The sequence below is a fragment of the Enterobacter sp. MF024 genome (assembly GCF_005843915.1).
In the GTDB taxonomy this organism is placed as follows: domain Bacteria; phylum Pseudomonadota; class Gammaproteobacteria; order Enterobacterales; family Enterobacteriaceae; genus Enterobacter; species Enterobacter barmai.
The window spans coordinates 1-18949 of sequence record NZ_VCBB01000003.1 but is presented as its reverse complement, the minus strand read 5'-3'; the positions used below and the strand labels follow the sequence as shown (position 1 = coordinate 18949).

The 18949-nt window shown below is 54.5% G+C and carries 17 protein-coding genes, 1 tRNA gene and 1 pseudogene; 11 read left to right on the top strand and 8 right to left on the bottom strand.

All coding sequences use genetic code 11. The features are described 5' to 3' along the window. Window positions 1-46: 46 nt before the first annotated feature. The gene (gene mgsA, locus FFB58_RS06650; RefSeq protein ID WP_138369416.1) at window positions 47-505 is read right to left on the bottom strand and encodes a methylglyoxal synthase; all 459 of its coding nucleotides are present in this window, start codon (window positions 503-505) and stop codon (window positions 47-49) included. Window positions 506-584: 79 nt separating this feature from the next. Beyond that, window positions 585-1247 (bottom strand): DUF2057 family protein, encoded by a 663-nt coding sequence (locus FFB58_RS06645; RefSeq protein WP_039029435.1) that lies wholly within the window; start codon window positions 1245-1247, stop codon window positions 585-587. Between the two features lie 170 nt (window positions 1248-1417). Between FFB58_RS06645 and FFB58_RS06640 the strand changes: the two genes are divergently transcribed. Then, window positions 1418-1831 (top strand): CoA-binding protein, encoded by a 414-nt coding sequence (locus tag FFB58_RS06640; RefSeq protein ID WP_039029434.1) that lies wholly within the window; start codon window positions 1418-1420, stop codon window positions 1829-1831. Window positions 1832-1868: 37 nt separating this feature from the next. Here FFB58_RS06640 and hspQ read toward each other — a convergent pair whose 3' ends face one another. Together hspQ and rlmI are read right to left on the bottom strand one after the other, a co-directional pair. Beyond that, window positions 1869-2186 (bottom strand): heat shock protein HspQ, encoded by a 318-nt coding sequence (gene hspQ, locus FFB58_RS06635; RefSeq protein ID WP_039029433.1) that lies wholly within the window; start codon window positions 2184-2186, stop codon window positions 1869-1871. A gap of 60 nt (window positions 2187-2246) precedes the next feature. Further along, on the bottom strand, window positions 2247-3437 hold the full coding sequence (gene rlmI / locus FFB58_RS06630; protein ID WP_138369415.1) for a 23S rRNA (cytosine(1962)-C(5))-methyltransferase RlmI: 1191 nt from the start codon (window positions 3435-3437) through the stop codon (window positions 2247-2249). A gap of 175 nt (window positions 3438-3612) precedes the next feature. Between rlmI and FFB58_RS06625 the strand changes: the two genes are divergently transcribed. The 3 genes from FFB58_RS06625 to yccX all read left to right on the top strand — a co-directional run bounded on the left by FFB58_RS06625 (window position 3613) and on the right by yccX (window position 5313). Continuing rightward, window positions 3613-4170, top strand: a complete 558-nt coding sequence (locus tag FFB58_RS06625) for a kinase inhibitor (protein WP_138369414.1) — start codon at window positions 3613-3615, stop codon at window positions 4168-4170. A 10-nt stretch (window positions 4171-4180) separates the two neighbouring features. Continuing rightward, the gene (locus tag FFB58_RS06620; RefSeq protein WP_039029430.1) at window positions 4181-4969 is read left to right on the top strand and encodes a helix-turn-helix transcriptional regulator; all 789 of its coding nucleotides are present in this window, start codon (window positions 4181-4183) and stop codon (window positions 4967-4969) included. A 62-nt stretch (window positions 4970-5031) separates the two neighbouring features. Continuing rightward, window positions 5032-5313 (top strand): acylphosphatase, encoded by a 282-nt coding sequence (yccX, locus tag FFB58_RS06615; protein ID WP_039029429.1) that lies wholly within the window; start codon window positions 5032-5034, stop codon window positions 5311-5313. Here yccX and tusE read toward each other — a convergent pair. Both tusE and yccA read right to left on the bottom strand, forming a co-directional pair. Continuing rightward, window positions 5310-5639, bottom strand: a complete 330-nt coding sequence (tusE, locus tag FFB58_RS06610; protein WP_032617485.1) for a sulfurtransferase TusE — start codon at window positions 5637-5639, stop codon at window positions 5310-5312. The two genes, yccX and tusE, sit on opposite strands and share 4 nt — an antisense overlap. Window positions 5640-5725: 86 nt before the next feature. After that, complete coding sequence (gene yccA / locus FFB58_RS06605) at window positions 5726-6385, bottom strand: FtsH protease modulator YccA (protein WP_039029428.1); 660 nt, start codon at window positions 6383-6385, stop codon at window positions 5726-5728. Window positions 6386-6652: 267 nt separating this feature from the next. On the opposite strand from yccA, the gene FFB58_RS06595 reads away from it, so the two are divergent. The 6 genes from FFB58_RS06595 (at window position 6653) to FFB58_RS06570 (ending at window position 14817) form a co-directional block, all read left to right on the top strand. Further along, window positions 6653-8281 (top strand): ABC transporter substrate-binding protein, encoded by a 1629-nt coding sequence (locus FFB58_RS06595; RefSeq protein WP_138369413.1) that lies wholly within the window; start codon window positions 6653-6655, stop codon window positions 8279-8281. Between the two features lie 145 nt (window positions 8282-8426). Then, window positions 8427-8514 (top strand) — tRNA-Ser (locus FFB58_RS06590). A gap of 240 nt (window positions 8515-8754) precedes the next feature. Continuing rightward, on the top strand, window positions 8755-10752 hold the full coding sequence (betT, locus tag FFB58_RS06585; protein ID WP_039029426.1) for a choline BCCT transporter BetT: 1998 nt from the start codon (window positions 8755-8757) through the stop codon (window positions 10750-10752). A 64-nt stretch (window positions 10753-10816) separates the two neighbouring features. Further along, a complete protein-coding gene (locus tag FFB58_RS06580; RefSeq protein WP_039029425.1) occupies window positions 10817-12100 on the top strand; it encodes a DUF2254 domain-containing protein in 1284 nt (427 codons plus the stop codon). A 244-nt stretch (window positions 12101-12344) separates the two neighbouring features. After that, window positions 12345-12710: a hypothetical protein gene (locus FFB58_RS06575; RefSeq protein WP_039029424.1), complete on the top strand. Its 366-nt coding sequence runs from the start codon at window positions 12345-12347 to the stop codon at window positions 12708-12710. Between the two features lie 10 nt (window positions 12711-12720). Then, the gene (locus tag FFB58_RS06570) at window positions 12721-14817 is read left to right on the top strand and encodes a pyrroloquinoline quinone-dependent dehydrogenase (protein WP_138369412.1); all 2097 of its coding nucleotides are present in this window, start codon (window positions 12721-12723) and stop codon (window positions 14815-14817) included. Window positions 14818-14873: 56 nt separating this feature from the next. Here FFB58_RS06570 and FFB58_RS06565 read toward each other — a convergent pair whose 3' ends face one another. Both FFB58_RS06565 and FFB58_RS06560 read right to left on the bottom strand, forming a co-directional pair. Then, the gene (locus FFB58_RS06565) at window positions 14874-16553 is read right to left on the bottom strand and encodes a glycoside hydrolase family 43 protein (RefSeq protein WP_138369411.1); all 1680 of its coding nucleotides are present in this window, start codon (window positions 16551-16553) and stop codon (window positions 14874-14876) included. Window positions 16554-16617: 64 nt separating this feature from the next. After that, window positions 16618-18057, bottom strand: coding sequence for an MFS transporter (locus tag FFB58_RS06560; RefSeq protein WP_171029947.1), 1440 nt, complete (start codon window positions 18055-18057; stop codon window positions 16618-16620). A 512-nt stretch (window positions 18058-18569) separates the two neighbouring features. Here FFB58_RS06560 and FFB58_RS06555 point away from each other — a divergent pair. Beyond that, a pseudogene (locus tag FFB58_RS06555) lies at window positions 18570-18949 on the top strand (carbohydrate porin); the annotation flags it as partial.

Below are 18949 nucleotides of genomic sequence, written 5' to 3'. Positions count from 1 at the left end.
TTTGTAGGCCGGGTAAGGCGGAGCCGCCCCCCGGCGATGCTCACTTTTACTTCAGACGTTCAGCCAGATAGCGCTGATAGTCCGGGATCAGGATCTCGACCGGAGAGTTGAACTGCGGAGACTCGATAATAAAGTCAGCCGTAGACAGGTTAGTGGCGACCGGAATATTCCACACCGTTGCCAGACGCAGAAGGGCTTTTACGTCCGGGTCGTGCGGCACCGCGTTGAGCGGGTCCCAGAAGAAGATCAGCACATCAATCTTACCTTCCGAAATCTGTGCGCCGACCTGCTGATCGCCGCCCATCGGGCCGCTCAGCATGGCATTCACTTCAAGTCCGGTCTCGCGATGAATCAGGTTGCCGGTGGTTCCGGTGGCCGACAGCTGATGTTTTTCCAGCAGGGATTGATGACGCTGAACCCAGTTGAGCAGCATCTGTTTGCAGTGATCGTGCGCCACCAGGGCGATATGTTTTCGTTCCGGCAGTGTGCGGGTTGTGGATTCCATAATCTCTATCCGTTAGTTAACTGGTTACAGATTACTGGAAGCACCTGACGCTGCAAGAGAAAGGGAGAAAAAATGCGGCTCAGGACGAGGGTTGTTGCTTCGCCCATTGCAGGAAACGGCTTCGGGTTTCAGGATCGGCCTGGGCAAACCAGTACTTGAGACGCTGCTCCGTCATGCTCTGGGATTGCGGCGGCGGCATGTCCAGCTCAGACACCCCGGATAACAGCGTACTGTCATCCGCCATGGTGGTTGAAAACTGCGGCAGCGAGGCGCTCTGCCCGGCTTTGTTATAGCGCTCGGTATCATATTCGTAATTCACGCCGTTCGGCGTATCGGTGAGCGCCAGAATATCCAGCTTCACCGGGATCGGGGTCGCGTCGCCATCCAGCAACTCGATTTGCGGTGATTTATCAAAAAGTTGTGACTCTTTTTCTGTTTCCAGCCGTGGAAGGCTAAAATTAACCTGACTGATGCGCTGGGTGTTGAAGCTGGCGACAAGGGGAGGAGAGATATAGACCCGCTCCTCGTGATTGCCAAGGCGAATGGTTTTTTCTACCCGGAAGACGATCTGATGCGGGCCGTTATCCAGCTCAATACTGTCCGCACCGCGCAGCAGGGAACTGGAAACTTTTTTGCCATCCAATACCAGCAGGTCGATGTCCGTAGAGAGCCGCAGCGTTGTGGCAAAAACGCAAACCGGCATGAGCAGCGCAAACAGACTCCAGGCAATGCCGGTTTTCATAGAGAGCCCTCTTAAAAGACATGCGTCATGAATAATGTATCAAAATTTTTCGCTAATCATATTTACTAACATATAGACATATCCCGGCAATTTGCCCTCATGCAGACGTATGGGATGGCAGTTGCTGTAACGGCATTGATACCCAGATTGAACGAGCCAGGAGGACATAAATGAAAGAGAACGATATCGCTGACATCCTTACTACCACCCGCACCATTGCGCTGGTGGGGGCAAGCGACAAGCCGGATCGCCCGAGCTACAGGGTGATGAAATACCTGCTCGATCAGGGCTACCACGTGATCCCGGTTTCGCCAAAAGTGGCAGGTAAAACGTTGCTGGGCCAGCAGGGATACGGCACCCTGGCAGAAGTGCCGGAAAAAATCGATATGGTGGACGTGTTCCGCAATTCCGAAGCGGCCTGGGGCGTTGCTCAGGAGGCAATTGCGGTCGGGGCGAAAACCCTGTGGTTACAGCTCGGGGTGATTAATGAACAGGCGGCGGTTCTGGCGCGCGATGCGGGCATGAATGTAGTGATGGACCGCTGTCCGGCCATTGAGATCCCCCGCCTGGGGATGGCGAAGTAATAAAAAACCCGGTCAGCCGTCGGCTACCGGGTTTTCATTAGTTGCGCAGGCGCGGAGCCTGTAACTGTCTGCGGATAGTTTGCGCCAGTTCATCCATAGATGGCTGCTCTGGGTGTTCATCCTGCTGTTCGCTACTTAACTGGGCTTCGGCAAGATAGGTATGCACGGCCTGTCCGTCGTCATCTTCCATGACCACGTGGTACCAGGGCGCGGCGCGGAGTTCTGCGTTCACCGCCAGCTCATCCGCTGACGGTTCGTCGAGGGAATATTCCGGGTCGATATCCACGACCACGCCCAGATAACCTAACAGGGAGTGGCGGACCTGCTGGCCGATACCGAATTTGCTGGCAATCATAGTCACCTCCCGGGAAACGTTACTTACACTATAGGTGTGGGCAACATTCCACTTTTCAAGTTACATGATGCGACAGGCAAATCCTTTCAGATACAGCCCTTCCGGATAGGTAGCGATCACCGGATGATCGGCCGCCTGACGGAACTGCTCTATAAATTGTACATCACGCCCAGCATCTACAGCGGCATCTGCGATAATTTTCTGGAATAATTCGGTGGTCATCAGGCCCGAGCAGGAGAACGTCAGCAGCACGCCGCCCGGGTTAAGCAGCTGGATTGCCAGCATGTTGATGTCTTTATACCCACGACAGGCGCCCATCAGCTGGTTCTTGTTTTCCACGAACTTTGGCGGATCCATCACAATCACGTCAAACTTTTCACCCTGGTCGCGGTATTTGCGCAGCAGTTTGAAGACGTCGTCGCGGACAAATTCCGCTTTGCTCAGATCCAGCTGGTTCAGCTCAACGTTCTGCTTCGCCACGTCCAGCGCTTCCTGTGAGGTATCGACGCTCACCACCAGGCTGCAGCCGCCCATCAGGGCCGAAACCGCAAAGCCGCCGGTGTAGGAGAAGCAGTTCAACACGCGTTTGTCGGCAACGTACTGGCGGGTTGCCAGGCGGCTGTCGCGCTGATCGAGGTAGTAACCGGTTTTATGGCCGCCCTGAATATCCACCAGCAGCTTCATGCCGTGCTCTTCGATAGGCAGCAGGGCAGGCGGCAGTTCGCCCGTCACCGGACCCTGGGTCAGCTCCATCCCCTCTTTTTTACGCACCGCAACGTCGCTGCGATCGTAAATAGCGCACTCGGGGAACAGCGTCTGCAGCGCGCTGATCAACGCTGCACGCTGATACTCAGCACCCGCGCTTAACAGCTGCAGCACCAGGAAGCTGCCGAAACGGTCGATGGTCACGCCCGGCAGACCGTCGGATTCGCCGGCGATCAGACGATAGCTGTCCAGCCCGTCGCGTTTTGCCAGCCAGTCGCGCCACTGCTGCGCCTGCTGCAGGCGGCGGACAAAGAAGTCGATGTCGATGGATTCATCTTTATCAAACGTCCAGACGCGGGCACGGATCTGCGAGGCAGGCGAGTATGCGCCGCGCGCTAACCATTTCCCCTGGTGGTCAACGATATCGATGGTTTCACCGAGACTGGCTTTGCCTTCCATGCGGGCAACCGCGCCGGAGAAGACCCAGGGATGGCGGCGCAGCAATGACTTCTCGCGCCCTTTGGCTAACACTAAACGTACACTCATAATTTTCTGTTCTGTCGATTCCAGGGAAATGGCGCGTAGAGTAGCACAGATGGCCAGTGGCAATCATCTGCGGACACTATTGAGCGTTTCGGCACATTTTAAAATCGGTCAGGCACATTATGAGTGTGTCGCAGGCTTTACAGTGTGGTTTCCGGTTCAGCAAAAGGAGACAACAATGAAAAAGCATATTGCCATCGCCATCAGCACCCTGGCGACAATCAGTTTTACGGTTTCTGCAGCCCTGCCGTTTAGCCTCAGCAGCCAGGATATCGCCAACGGTCACCCCTTAACGCAACAGCAGGTTTTTGCCGGGTTCGGCTGCCAGGGGGGCAATGCCTCGCCACAGTTGGCCTGGCAAAATCCACCCGCAGGCACAAAAAGCTTCGCTATTACCGCCTACGATCCTGACGCACCCACCGGCAGCGGCTGGTGGCACTGGACGCTGGTCAACATTCCCGCGAAGACGCAGAGCCTGCCTTCAGGTGCAGGGAAAACGAACAGCGATAAATTACCGGCGGGAGCGGTGCAGGGACGTAATGATTTCGGTTATGCTGGCTTCGGCGGGGCATGTCCGCCTGAAGGGGATAAACCGCACCCTTATCAGTTCACCGTCTGGGCGCTGAATGTGGAAAAACTGCCGCTCGACGGCAACGCCAGCGGGGCACTGGTTGGCTTTATGCTCAACAGTCACGTGCTGGCGAAAGCACAATTAACCGCAACATACGCACGATAAAGGTGGCCCGGTGCAGGAGTTTCATTTTCAACATAACCATCTGACAGCGGCTGAGGTCAATGCCAGCAAAATGCATCGCCTGCACCACGTAAAGCTCTTCTACCCGGCCATCTGTCACATTACGCACGGCAGTAAGGTGATTATCCAGGATGAGAGACGCTTAGTGGCGACGCCGGATGAGCTCATTATCATTCCGGCGAATACCCCGATGGAGATTATCAATCAGCCTGCACAGGACGTGTTTCATTCCGATCTGCTGCTGTTATCCCCCGACCTCATCGCCGAGTTTAAAACGCGTTATCTGCAATCCTGGCCGCGGGCAAAAACGGACTCACTCTGTGCTCCGCTCAGCGAAGGACTCGCTTTCATGTGGGGCAACCTGCTGCATGCGGTGCGGCATAATTTTTCGGATGAGCTGCAAAAGCACCAGGCCTTCGGGCTCCTGCTGGCGCTGCTGCATGATGGGGTGGCCGGTCCGCTGCTGATCGAGCGAAATATCAATCTTACCGAGCAGGTGCGGCATTTCATTATGCTGGCGCCCGCCCGGGCATGGACTGCTCATGATGTGGCCAGTCGTCTGGCCTTAAGCGTGCCGACCTTACGCCGACGCTTACGGGAAGAGTCGCAAAGCTTTCGCCAGATCGTGGAGGAGGTGCGTATGGCGGTTGCGCTCTCTCAGCTGCAGTCGACCCGTCTGCCCATTGGCGAGATCGCCATGCAGTGCGGGTATCTTTCCAGCTCCCGATTTACGGCCCGTTTTCGTCAGCATTACGGCTGTTTACCCAAAACGCTGCGCTAATTCTCCGGCCATAATTTGCTATTCTTTGGGTTCAGAGCCAGGCATGGATAAGGGGAAGGAGTATGGCAAAAGTCTGCATCATCGCGTGGGTTCACGGCACGGTTCAGGGGGTTGGCTTTCGATACAGCACGCAGCGTGAAGCCACTGAGCTGGGGCTGACCGGTTACGCGCGCAACATGGATGACGGAAGCGTCGAGGTGGTGGCGTGCGGGGAGGCGGAGCAGGTCGATAAACTGCTCGACTGGCTTAAGGCGGGCGGGCCACGCATCGCCCGGGTCGAAAAGGTTCTCTCAGAACCGCATCAACCCGGCCGGGAATACGTGAATTTCGGTATTCGCTATTAAATGCACTTCACGGGCTTAGGCAGACCGGCGATTTTGGTCGCCTGTTTTGCCGGGCCTTTCGGGAACAGGCGGTAAAGATAGCGGCTGTTGCCTTTCTCCTCGCCGTACTTATTGGCCATTGCTTTCACCAGCATGCGGATGGCGGGGGAGGTGTTAAATTCCAGATAGAAATCACGCACGAAGCGCACCACTTCCCAGTGCTCTGGCGTCAGGGCGATAGACTCTTTTTCGGCAATCACAGCCGCCAGCCCTTCGCTCCACTGGCTGGTCTCTTTCAGATAGCCTTCGCTATCGGTCTCAATCTCTTTACCTTCAAAGTTCAGCATAATCATCACGGGTTTATCGAAAACCGCGGCAGTTTACCAAAAAAGAAAGCCCCGCATAAGCGGGGCTCGTTATACAGCACTGTCGGTTAATCGCGGCTCGCAAAGCCCAGGATGCTCAGCAGGCTGACGAAGATGTTATACAGCGACACATACAGGCTCACGGTGGCGCGGATGTAGTTGGTCTCGCCGCCATGAATGATGTTGCTGGTTTCCATCAGGATCGCCCCGGAGGAGATCAGGATGAACACGGCGCTGATAGCCAGGTGCAGAGCTGGCAGCTGCAGGAAGATATTTGCAACCATACCGATCAGCACCACGACGATGCCCGCCATCAGCATCCCGCCGAGGAAAGACATGTCTTTGCGGGTGGTCAGAACGTAGGCTGAACAGCAGAAGAACACCGCAGCCGTACCACCCAGCGCCAGGCCGATCAGGTCGCCCATACCGGCAGACAGGTAGGTGTTAAGCATTGGCCCCAGGATGTAGCCCAGGAAACCGGTGAATGCGAAGGCGGACAAAATGCCTACCGGCTTATCCGCGGTTTTGTAGGTCAGGAACATCAGACCATACATGCCGACCAGGGTGAGGATCAGCCCCGGTGACGGCAGCATCAGCACGGTGCTGGCAGTTGCCGTCAGCGCGGAGAAGGCCAGCGTCAGGCTGAGCATAAAGTAAGTATTGCGCAGCACCTTGTGGGTGCTGAGTAGCGATGTGCGGTCGCGTGAAGAACTAATAATACGATCCATGAGTCACTCTCTTATGACAGATGTAATTAACGGCAAGAATAGAAAACGACGCGCCGGTTACAAAGTGGTTTTACCCATCTTTACTCAACGTCTTAGGCCTCGATATAGCATGATGTGTTCCATAACGCCTCTAACGCAGAATGAACCCCGGTTTGTCAGGATTAATCAGATCAAGCTCTTATAGGTCACTGAAATATATTGCCTTATTCCAGCCGCAGCGCTAAGAGTTATTTTGCATCGTCAAAACTAAACTATAAGGCGAAGGACATGAAACCCTCATCACAAGTAACATTTACCCTCTCTTTGCTGACAGCAGGCATCCTGTGCGCAAGCGCAACGGCGTTTGCAGCCAGCGTGCCAGCAGGAACCGAGCTGGCTGAGAAGCAGGAACTGGTCAGGAATAATGGCAATGAGCCGGCATCGCTCGATCCGCATAAAGTCGAAAGCGATGTCGAATTCAATATTATCAGCGATTTGTTCGACGGGCTGGTCAGCGTCTCGCCGCAGGGGGAGATCCAGCCGCGGCTGGCCGAGAAATGGGAGAACAAGGACAACACCGTCTGGACCTTCCATTTGCGCCCGGGCATTACCTGGAGCGACGGCACGGCCATTACCGCCCAGGACGTGGTCTGGAGCTGGCAGCGGCTGGTGGATCCGAAAACCGCCTCGCCGTACGCCAGCTATCCGGGCAATATGCACGTGGTTAACGCCGCCGATATCGCCCAGGGCAAAAAGGCCCCTGATACCATGGGCGTGAAGGCGCTGAACGACACCACGCTTGAAGTGACGCTGACCCAGCCCAACGCGGCGTTCCTGGCCATGCTGGCGCACCCGTCGCTGGTGCCGGTGGATAAGGTCCTGATTGGCCGCTATGGCGATAAGTGGACGAAACCGGAGCACTTTGTCAGCAGCGGCGCCTATAAGCTCAGCCAGTGGGTGGTCAACGAGCGGATCATCGCCGAGCGCAACCCGCGCTACTGGGACAACGCCCATACCGTCATCAACAAGGTGACGTATCTGCCGATCACCTCTGAAGCCGCCGATGTTAACCGCTACAAGGCGGGGGAGATCGATATTGCCTACACCCTGCCGATCAACCAGTTTGCCCAGCTGCAAAAGACGCTGGGTAAAGAAGTAGATGTCTCACCGCAGCTGGCAACCTACTACTACGAATTCAACACCACCCGTCCGCCGTTTAACGATCCGCGCGTGCGTAAGGCGCTGAACATGGCCCTGGATAAAGACATTATTGCCGGGAAAGTGCTGGGGCAGGGGCAGCGTCCGGCGTGGGTCATTAGCCAGCCGGATATCGGCGGAGTGCAAATAAAAAATCCGGATTACGCCAGCTGGCCGATGGATAAACGCATCGCTGAGGCGAAAAAGCTGCTGACCGAAGCGGGCTTTAACGAGGGCCACCCGCTGAGCTTTAATCTGCTCTATAACACCTCGGAATCACACCAGCGTATTGCCATCGCCGTCAGCTCAATGTGGAAGAAAAACCTCGGGGTAGAGGCGAAGCTGCAAAACCAGGAGTGGAAAACGATGCTGGATACCATGCACACCCACAACTTTGATGCGGTGCGCTACGCCTGGATTGCCGATTACGACGATGCGGCGACCTTCCTGAACAACTTCCGCACCGGCGACAGCGAGAACACCAGCCAGTACAGCAATCCGGCCTATGACGAAGCGCTGGTCAACGCTGCGAAAGCCAAAACCACCGCCGAGCGCGGAGCATTCTACCAGCAGGCCGAAGATCTGCTGGCGCGGGATGTTCCGGCGATCCCGGTCTATCACTACGTGCGTACCCACCTGGTGAAGCCGTGGATAGGCGGATTTACGCCGGATAAGCTCGGGTACTACTTCACAAAGGATATGTACATCAAAAAGCACTAAGGGTCATTACTGAGATCCGGTGCTGAGAAAATGGCCAATGCGTTGTCTATTCAACCGATTAAACAGGTTTTGGCTATTTTTCAGGCGAACGATTGGGTTCATACTTTACAGCGCACACGGAGGTGTTTATAGTTCGCCTCACTTAGGAAGCGTGGCCGAGCGGTTGAAGGCACCGGTCTTGAAAACCGGCGACCCGAAAGGGTTCTAGAGTTCGAATCTCTACGCTTCCGCCAAATTTGAAAGCCCTGCGATAGCAATATCGCGGGGCTTTTTCTTTTATCTTTGTTACCAAAGAATGACGTAATGTCAGCCAGATTCAGACCCGCACTGAATAAAATTAACCCCAGAAAACTCAGGAGCATAAAAAAGTAACTCTGCCATCATCAACTGCACAAGCAGACTCGTTTTGCTAAGCTGAAAGAGATGATTCCTCTCATCCGGAGCGGTTTCAGTTTTAATGGAATACATAACATATGAGTGAAAATACCCCCATCCCAAAGCAGTCCACAAGCAAGATTAACAAAGCGGTCTTCTATACATCTGCTTTGTTAATTTTCCTTCTCGTTGCATTTGCAGCGATTTTCCCTGACGTTGCCGACAAAAATTTCAAACTGCTGCAGCAGCAGATATTCACTAACGCCAGCTGGTTCTACATCCTGGCGGTCGCGCTGATATTACTGAGCGTGACGTTTCTTGGTTTGTCTCGCTACGGCGATATCAAGCTGGGTCCCGATCATGCCCAGCCCGATTTCAGTTATCACTCCTGGTTTGCCATGCTGTTTTCCGCAGGGATGGGGATAGGCCTGATGTTCTTCGGCGTCGCCGAGCCGGTCATGCACTATCTCTCTCCGCCGGTAGGCACCCCCGAGACCGTTGCCGCTGCCAAAGAAGCAATGCGGCTAACCTTCTTCCACTGGGGGCTTCACGCCTGGGCTATCTATGCCATCGTTGCGTTGATCCTCGCCTTTTTCAGCTACCGCCATGGCCTGCCGCTGACGTTGCGCTCGGCGCTCTATCCTATCATCGGTGACAAAATTTATGGGCCGATAGGCCACGCCGTCGATATTTTTGCCGTTATTGGCACCGTTTTTGGGGTGGCGACCTCGCTGGGCTATGGCGTATTGCAGGTGAATGCCGGGCTTAATCATCTCTTCGGTGTGCCGGTTAATGAAACGGTGCAGGTGATCCTGATCGTCGTCATCACCGGTATGGCGACCATTTCCGTGGTCTCCGGGCTGGATAAAGGCATCCGCATCCTGTCCGAGATTAATCTGGGTCTGGCCTTGCTGCTGTTGGCGCTGGTGTTGTGCCTGGGGCCTACCGTCCTGCTGCTGAAATCTTTCGTTGAAAACACGGGCGGCTATCTCTCTGAACTGGTAAGTAAGACGTTCAACCTTTACGCCTACGAGCCAAAATCCAGCAACTGGCTGGGAGGCTGGACGCTGCTGTACTGGGGCTGGTGGCTCTCCTGGTCGCCCTTTGTCGGGATGTTTATTGCCCGAGTCTCCCGCGGCAGAACCATTCGTGAATTCGTGACCGGCGTGCTCTTTGTCCCTGCGGGTTTCACCCTGATGTGGATGACCGTTTTCGGTAATAGCGCGATTTATCTCATCATGAGCCAGGGGGCAACCGATCTGGCGAACACGGTGCAGCAGGATGTGGCGCTGGCGCTGTTCAATTTCCTCGAGCACTTCCCGTTCTCATCCATACTGTCGTTTATCGCCATGGCGATGGTCATTGTCTTCTTTGTCACCTCAGCCGACTCGGGTGCAATGGTGGTGGATACGCTGGCGTCCGGCGGCGAGCCGAATACGCCCGTCTGGCAGCGTATTTTCTGGGCCGCGCTGATGGGGGTGGTGGCGATTGCGCTGCTCCTTGCAGGTGGGCTAAGCGCGCTGCAAACGGTCACCATTGCCAGCGCGTTACCGTTTTCCGTCATCCTGCTTATCTCCATCTACGGGCTGTTGAAGGCGCTGCGTCGTGATTTAACCAAGCGCGAGAGCCTGAGTATGGCGACTATCGCGCCCACCGCAGCCCGCAATCCAATTCCGTGGCAGCGGCGTTTACGTAATATCGCCTATCTGCCGAAGCGCTCCCTGGTGAAACGCTTTATGGATGAGGTGATCCAACCGGCGATGACGCTGGTTCAGGAGGAGTTGCAAAAGCAGGGCACGGTGAGCCGAATCAGCGATGTGCCGGACGATCGTCTTCGTCTGGAAGTGGATTTAGGCAATGAGCTGAACTTTCTCTATGAAGTCAGGCTGCGTGGCTATAACTCGCCGACTTTCGCCCTGGCGGCTATCGATAACGACGAACAGCAGGCGGAGCAGCACAGATACTACCGTGCAGAAGTCTACCTCAAAGAGGGGGGACAGGATTACGATGTCATGAGCTGGACTCAGGAACAGTTGATCAACGACATTCTGGACCAGTACGAAAAGCATCTGCACTTCCTGCATCTGGTTCGTTAATCTTCCGGTGCCGCCAACCCTGGCGGCATTTTTTTGCCCTGCAACTGACGAAGAGAGGTCAACGATGATGTCGCGCTGGCGGTGGATACTGGCACAGGTCTTTAAAAAACTCTGGTTCAGGGCAACGCTGTTCGCCATTGCGGCCATTATCACCGCGCTGCTATCCATCGTCTTTAAGTCGATGATCCCGGAGTCCTTATCGGTCAAGGTGGGCGCCGAAGCGGTAGACAACATCCTCAATATCCTCGCTTCAAGCATGCTGGCGGTGACCACCTTTTCCCTCAGCATTATGGTCTCCGCCTACGGGTCAGCGACAACAAATGTTACCCCCAGGGCCACGCGCCTCGTTGTCGAAGATGTCACTACCCAAAACGTACTGGCCACCTTTATCGGCTCGTTTCTGTTCAGCCTGGTGGGGATCATCGCCCTGAATATGGGCGCATACGGGGAACGGGGGCGGGTGATTCTATTTTTCGTCACCCTGATCGTTATTGCGCTGATTCTGTTAACGCTGCTGCGCTGGATCCAGCATCTGACCTCCCTTGGACGCGTCGGCGAGACAACCAAAAAAGTGGAGGATGCGGCGTTAGAAACCTTTATTGAACGCGCCAAAAACCCCTGTCTCGGCGGCTTTCCCTGGCCTGAGAGCGACACGCAGCCAAAAGGCACCACTGCTCTTTTTCCCCGGGATATTGGATACGTTGAATATATTGACGTCGACAGGCTTCAGGCGCTGCTGTCCGACAGTTCGTTGCATGTCTATCTGGTGGCGCAACCGGGCAGCTTCGTTCATCCTTCCCGGCCCCTGATCTACGTGACCGATAGCGTAGACGCGGCACTCAGTTCAGCGCTCCTGTCAGCAGTTCGCGTGTCTGACGTGCGCTCCTTTAATCAGGACCCCCGTTTTTGCCTTTGCGTGCTGGCGGAAATTGCCTGCCGCGCACTTTCGCCCGCGGTGAACGATCCCGGAACCGCCATTGACGTTATCGGCCGCGGGGTGCGGGTACTATCTGAATATGCCCGCCACGCCAGCACCGGGAGCGAGGTGAAATACCCTGCCGTTCACGTGGCACCTCTGCGGGACTGCGACCTGATGGAAGACTTTTTTTCACCCATCGCGCGCGACGGCGCGGCGATGCGGGAAATACAGCTGAGAGTGCTGAAAAGCCTCAGCATGCTGAGCTGCGGCTGGCCCGAACGCTTTGGCTCAGCCGCAGCGGGCATGGTCGAGGAGATGAAAGAGCGCATAGAAATCACGCCCTATATTGCATCGGATAAACAGCGGCTGAGAGCGGCCTGTCACGCTTTGTTTCCGGAGGCGGGATCTCCTCGTGACGTGCAGAGCTGAACGTCGTCTTGCTGCCATCCCCGGTTAACAATGCGTGCTTTACGCCTGGTTACTGCCTGGCTTTCAGGCGTTTGAGCGTCCCCTTTAAAAACCTTCTTCTATACTCAGTTACGTTCAGTGATCTATGCCGCTGTTTTCCTTAACTGCCTGAGTTTTTAGCTATTGCCCATGCACACAACAGCCGCATCCATCCGGGAACAGGACATATTGGCTCATTTTTATTTTTGATAGGGGACTTCCTGGTATGTTGCATTCTCATCCCTCCCGTACCGGCAGCATTTTGCTGTTGCTGGCTGCGGTCATTGGCTTCGCGGTGGCGTTATACGCCTGGCTGACGCCCCTTACCGGCGTCACAGGTACCATTGGTGCGCTGGGCGTCGCCATAGCCTGCGCCGTGCTGGCGGTACTGACCTTTATACTGCGTGCCGCATCCGGTCGCGGCGGACGTATATTCCTGATTATTGTCACTCTTGTGGTTCTGGCTGGTACGGGTTTTGCGGCCGCGCTGCTGCACCAGTACATCATAACGGCAGCCATGGTGGTCGGCCTGATTGGTCTGATTATGCTGAGCAGCACTTCCGTTCACCACCATCCCCGCGTCAGAGCCTGAGGAGCCACCCGTGCATAACGATAAACACTACCCGTTAATGAAAGTCAGCATGACAGCGCTGGCACTGCTGATCGCGCCACTCTCACTGCATGCGCAGGATAAAGCCGCTGAGGCCTCTCAGGGAACGCAGGAAGAGCTCAACGTGGATGCGGCCGACCAGCAGGCGCCGGGCACCACCAAAACCACCGATGACGCCGCAAGCGGAAAACGTGAAGGGCAGTCCGTGACCTCGGCAGAGCATCCGGGGACGCCGCTTGTGCCTTCCACCGCCACCTGGGACAGCTTCCACGGGCAGCTTAATGCCCAGAAATACAGCCCGCTGACCCAGATCACCGCAGAGAACGTCGGAAAATTAAAAAAAGTCTGGGAGTTTCATACCGGCGATGTCTCGGATGGTAAAGGCGATACCCCGGCGACCGTCTGGTCAGCCACGCCCATCTTCGCCAACGACACCCTCTACATCGGCACCCCTTTCGATCGCCTGATTGCGCTCGACCCGGGCACCGGGAAAGAGAAGTGGCACTATGACACCAAATCGCCGCGCAAGGCGCTGACCCAACCGGTGCTGAAGAACCGCGGTGTCTCTTACTGGCAGGCTAAAAATCCGGTCGCCGGTGAAGCCTGCCAGAAGATTGTCTATATGGGCACCGTTGACGGTAAGCTCTACGCCCTTGACGCCGACTCCGGCAAGCCGTGCAGCAACTTTGCGGACAACGGCGTGCTGAACGTAAATCAGTGGAACACGGTGAACGCTAAATTCCCGCTCTCCATCCTGCAGCCGCCGACGGTGGTGGGTAACCATCTGCTGGTGGGCTGGGCTGGTAAAGACTGGGCCTATGCCGAAGCGCCTCCGGGCACCGTATTTTCCATCAACGCCCAGACCGGCGAGCGGGAATGGTCCTTCGAGGCGATTCCCGCCGAAATCCGCCAACGCACGGGGACCGCTAACGTCTGGACGCACATGTCCGCCGACGAAGCCAACGGTCTGGTCTATCTCCCGGTCTCCTCCCCATCGCCTAACTACTGGGGCGGTAACCGTGTCGACGCGATCCCGCTTGGCACCTCGACAACCGCGCTGGACATCAATACCGGTAAAGTGGTCTGGTCCCGCCAGTGGGTGCATCATGACGTCTGGGATTACGATATCAACTCCGCGCCAACGCTGATGGATATCACCGTTGATGGCAAGCAGATCCCGGCGCTGATTCAGGCCACCAAGCAGGGCTTCCTGTTTGTGGTTAACCGCCTGACCGGGGAGGACGTCTGGCCTATCGAAGAGCGTCCGGTCCCGCAGGGCGACGGTTCTGTACAGGGTGAAAAACTTTCGCCAACCCAGCCGTTCCCGACGAAGCCTGCGCCGCTGCTCGATCAGTCGAAAAAGCCGGAGATCTGGAAACTGGCCGATATGGTCGGGGCCGGTCAGTGCTCACGCCTGTGGGATAATCTGACCTATGAGGGCATGTACACCCCACCGACCACCAAAGGCGAAGGCGCGCTGACCTATCCCGACAGCGCCGGTGGCGTGCAGTGGGGCGGGGTGGCGTTCGATCCGAATAAACAGATCGCTATCGTCAACACCTCACATATCGTGCAGTACGTGAAGCTCTACAGCCGTGAAGATTACGATAAGGCCGATAAAGACTCCGGCAACGAGAGTGGTTTTGCGCCGCAGGAAGGCGCGCCGTACGGTATGCGTCTGCTGGTGGCCAATAACTGGCTGGGCATGCCGTGCTGGAAGCCACCTTTTGGTGAGATTGTCGCGCTGGATATGCATACCGGTGACGTGAAGTGGCGCCGTCCGGTGGGGGCTTCGCAGCAATACGGCTTCTTTATGCCGGAAAGCTGGGGCTCGCCAACCATCGGCGGCCCGGCGATCACCGCGGGTGGGGTGATCTTCATCGGTGCCTCTATGGATGCCAAAGTACGTGCTTACTCGGTGGAGAGCGGGGAAGAGCTGTGGTCCGATCAGGCTGAAGCCCCGGCGGTTGCCAACCCGTCAGTCTATGAATATAAAGGCCGTCAGTATGTGGCTTTTGTCGCGGGCGGGAACACTATCCTGAAGGATCAGGTGGGCGACCAGGTTGTGGTTTACGCGTTGCCTGAATAATTCCACAACGCGCAATATCACTGTAATGGGGCCCGCGGGCCCCTTTTTGTCAGTCTTTAATTAAACCGTGACTCACTTGCGTCCCAGCTATACTCGCCGTTTACAGTCAAGGTATCGCCCAGTTCCTGATAGACGAAATCATAAAAATCTGCGCTGGCATCGTAACCAGAGTAATCGACGACCGCGAGGCCCACGAATGCCCCGGTAAAGAACCCGCCATAGCTTTGCAGGACATAATCATCTGAGAGAACGGCGGCATCCAGTTTGACCGGGATCTCGGTGAACGCGACGCCATCAAAGCTGTATTCGTAGGTATAGGTTTCCTTACGGACTTTCGTGCGGAACCAGACGTATTCTGTTCCCTGCGGAATTTTGATCGCGTTATCTTTCAGGTAAGAGGTATATTTTCCGCGGTTATTTTCCCCTATTTCGATAACGGCACCGTTAATTTCATTCCAGGTGATGAATACGAAGCTCCAGTGACGATCGTTATAATAATTCGTCAGGCCAGCCATCTGCTGATAGCTAAATGGATTGAATTTGACTTTAACCTGAGCATCAAAATAGAAGGCCTGCCAGCGGCGGGCAATCAGCGAAAGATCGTGAGTATTGGCTAAAGAACCCTGGCCGTTTAACGTCAGTTTTCCGTCGCCCGTTGTGCCCATTTTTTCGGTGAACGGCACGCGAAGCGTATTCCAGTTAATATCGAGCGTCGCAGTGTTGAAATCATCGCGCTGGCTATGATCTTGTGCGCTTTCGGTGTAAATGGCATCGGCAGGGCCTTCGACAAAGGTTTTACCCCCGTGGCCGCCTTCAATGCGTGGCCAGCCCGCTTCATCCCAGTACACTTTCTGGATAGAGGTTTCCCGGCCCAGGGTTGACCAGCCCCGGGGATCGTAGGCTGACTCACCCGGGCGATTCCACGGCCGTGCGCAGAGCGAGGCGTAATACCATTCACCGCCAGGGGTGGAAACTAACGCACCATGACCCTGTTTCTGAATATAGCTGTCCGGAGTATCGACGTTCGTCAGGAAGACCTCTCCTGGCTCGGTTTCAAAGCTATCGGCCTCTAAAGTTTTTGAACGGGCAACCACCTCCTGGTGGGTGAACACCGTCCCCCCCTGAGCGGCGAAAAGATAGTAATAGCCGTTCAGTTTATAAAGATGTGGCCCCTCAACCAGTGCAACGGCGGTGCCCCGGTAAATCGTTCGCGCTGTCTCTGGTTTTAATTTTAGCGTCTCGGTATTTAGCTCAGTTAACGTGATGCCGTTGAAGGGATGATGGTACTCGCGATGGTCCCAGGTTTGTTGAACCAGATATTTACGCCCATCGTCGTCATGGAAGAGTGAGGCATCGAAACCGACACCATTAAGTTTGATGGGATCGGACCAGGGACCCCGAATATCGGTGGCGGTGGTCAGGTAGTTTTTCATGTCCTTGAAGGCACCTTCGGTGATTTTCACGTCCGTGTACACCAGCCAGAATTTGCCATCGGCGTATGAGAGCGCGGGCGCCCAAATCCCACCGGAAGAGGGATTTCCTTTCATATCTAAAAGCGCTGTCGTTGATAATGGGCTGGGCAGAAGATCCCAGTTTTTCAGGTCTTTTGATTCATGCAGACGCACGCCAGGGAACCACTCAAAGGTTGAGTTGGCGATGTAGTAGGTGTCTTCTACACGAATAATGCTTGGGTCCGGGTTAAAACCAGGCAGTACAGGGTTCTGGATAAGCGACATATCATTCTACCTTTTAACGTTTTCTGAATTTTATTTTTAAAGACTATTTAATTCATATTCGAAATTACACGCGGATCTCATCAAGCTGGCGATTGATATCGGTGACATGTTTATCGGAGATGGGATAAATGTGAATGACGATCATCGAGATAAAGGCTAAAGCAATGGGGATCCAGACTGCGGTGATAATAATGCCGTCGATTGCACTCGCACTTTGCTGGGCCCCGGTTTCGCTAAATCCATAGGCTGCGAGTAACCAGAGTGGAATTGCGCCGCCGATAGTAAATCCAATTTTGAAAAAGAGCCCCATAATGGCATTGATGATGGCGGCATTGCGCTTGCCTGATTTTAATTCACCATAAGCGATCACTTCCGGCACCAGTGCCCACATGAATCCGGTCGCCGAGGTTAAGCCCCACTGCTTGATAAAGGTGGCGATATACGCGAGCCAGAGGGCATCATGCATACCTTCGCGCGACCAGACGTAGGTCAGTAATTCGCCGACAATAAACATGCCGAGGAAAATGTGGAAGAATCCTTTTTTACCAAAAATCTTCTTCAGCTTAGGCCAGAAAATGGGGAACAGAATGCCGGGGATTGAGGCAACAAGGCCGACGGCGCCCATCCATTCGGAATGGCCGACAACAAACTGATTAAAAAAGCCATTCACGGTGTTCATGAAGAACATAAATGTGAATGCCAGCATGAAAAACAGGCCGAGAATAACCAGCGGGCGGTTATTTTTGAGTTCAAGGAAGAGGTCGGTGGTTTTAACGTTGGCCGTCTGCTCTGCTGAAGCCACAACGCGTTCTTTGGTGAATTTATAGCAAATGAACAGGGCAACTGCGCCGATGACCATATAGATCGAGTAAACGCCAAACCAGGCATAGTTCGCTGAGGGATCGGTATAGTTGCCCATATTGAGCTCAAGGCCAAAGAACCCGGTGTCCTTGAGGCTGCGATCCTTGGGCGAGGCCATCTGGACAAACATAGGGAAGAGGGTATAGACCAAAAGATTGGCGCTGTTGGCCAGCATCATTCGCGTACTGGTCAGTTTATCGATAGATTCAGGATCCCGGGTCAATGAGGCATTCAGTGAACCATAAGGAATGTTCACCACGGAATAAACCAGATCCAGAGCCAGATAAACAATAAAGGCAAAAGGCGCTGAACCTTTTACGCCAGGAATAGGTGCAAAAAGTAAAGCGGACAGAATAACGAGCGGAACGCCGGCTCTTAAAATCCACGGACGATATTTCCCTGCCGATGAACTTCTTTTGTCAACATAGGTTCCGACCATCGGATCCCAAAAAACATTGAGGATGCGTACAAAAAGAAAGATGAATCCCGCCGTCGCGGTACCGATGGTATTTACCGTCAACATGTGAAGCGCCAGAAAACCACCAATCGTGCCAAAGACAAGGTTTTGCGCAAAGTCGCCCATTCCATAGCCAATGCGCTCCCCACGAGATAATTTGTGATATTCATCATGCCGGCTATGCATTATGTTTTTACTCATTCTAATCCGATCTCCGATTTGTTTTATGAACGCGAAGCTCTTTCTGACACAGGAGGCCAGGGAGGATCCATTACGTTTTTAAATTAATTTATTATGTTTTTTTATTTCTGTGATCGTCGAGCACAGGTTCTATATAAAGCCATAAAATAGCTCTGGTGAAGCGGTGTCAATGTGCTGGAAATATAAGGGTGATTTTGCGACGAAGTTCACGTTTGAGCATTATCTTACCCGGATAGTGAAATAACGTAATTGAGCAACAGGCCAGGAAAATAGAGGGTATGTCTCAGCCGATCCTTGCCGCTATCTGAGAGCGCTCTCGCTTTAACAGTCAGCACGCATTATAAGTTTCAAAGAAGGAGATAGCCTTACGATAATTGTGTAAAACCTCTGGCCCTATAAAAATAAAAATCAACTTGTTCTGATGATAGCGACATATTCTGTCAATCCGGAACGGGGTGGTTATTGTCTGAATAAAATTTAAATATATTGAGATAACCATGAATATGATTAAAAAACTTCCATTAACAATGGCGGTTATCGCCGCGCTTTGCCCGATTTCTGTATTCGCCCAGGAATTTACGCAGGAGCAAATCGACGCCATTGTGGCCAAAGCGGTGGATAAAGCCCTGGCCGATCGCCAGGCGAAAATGGATGCCGCGGTGGCGAAAAAAGCCGACGTTATTAACGAGCCGCAGAGCGCCGCCCAGTCCCCGGATATGGCTATCCCGTTCGGGATTAAATTTACCGGCTATGCCCGCTACGGGGCGCACTTCCAGGCTGCAGATCAGAAGTACGTGGCCGTGGACGGCTCCTACAACGGCGCCTCGGCAATCGGTCGTCTGGGTAACGAAGGCAACGGCGGCGAGTTCCAGCTCTC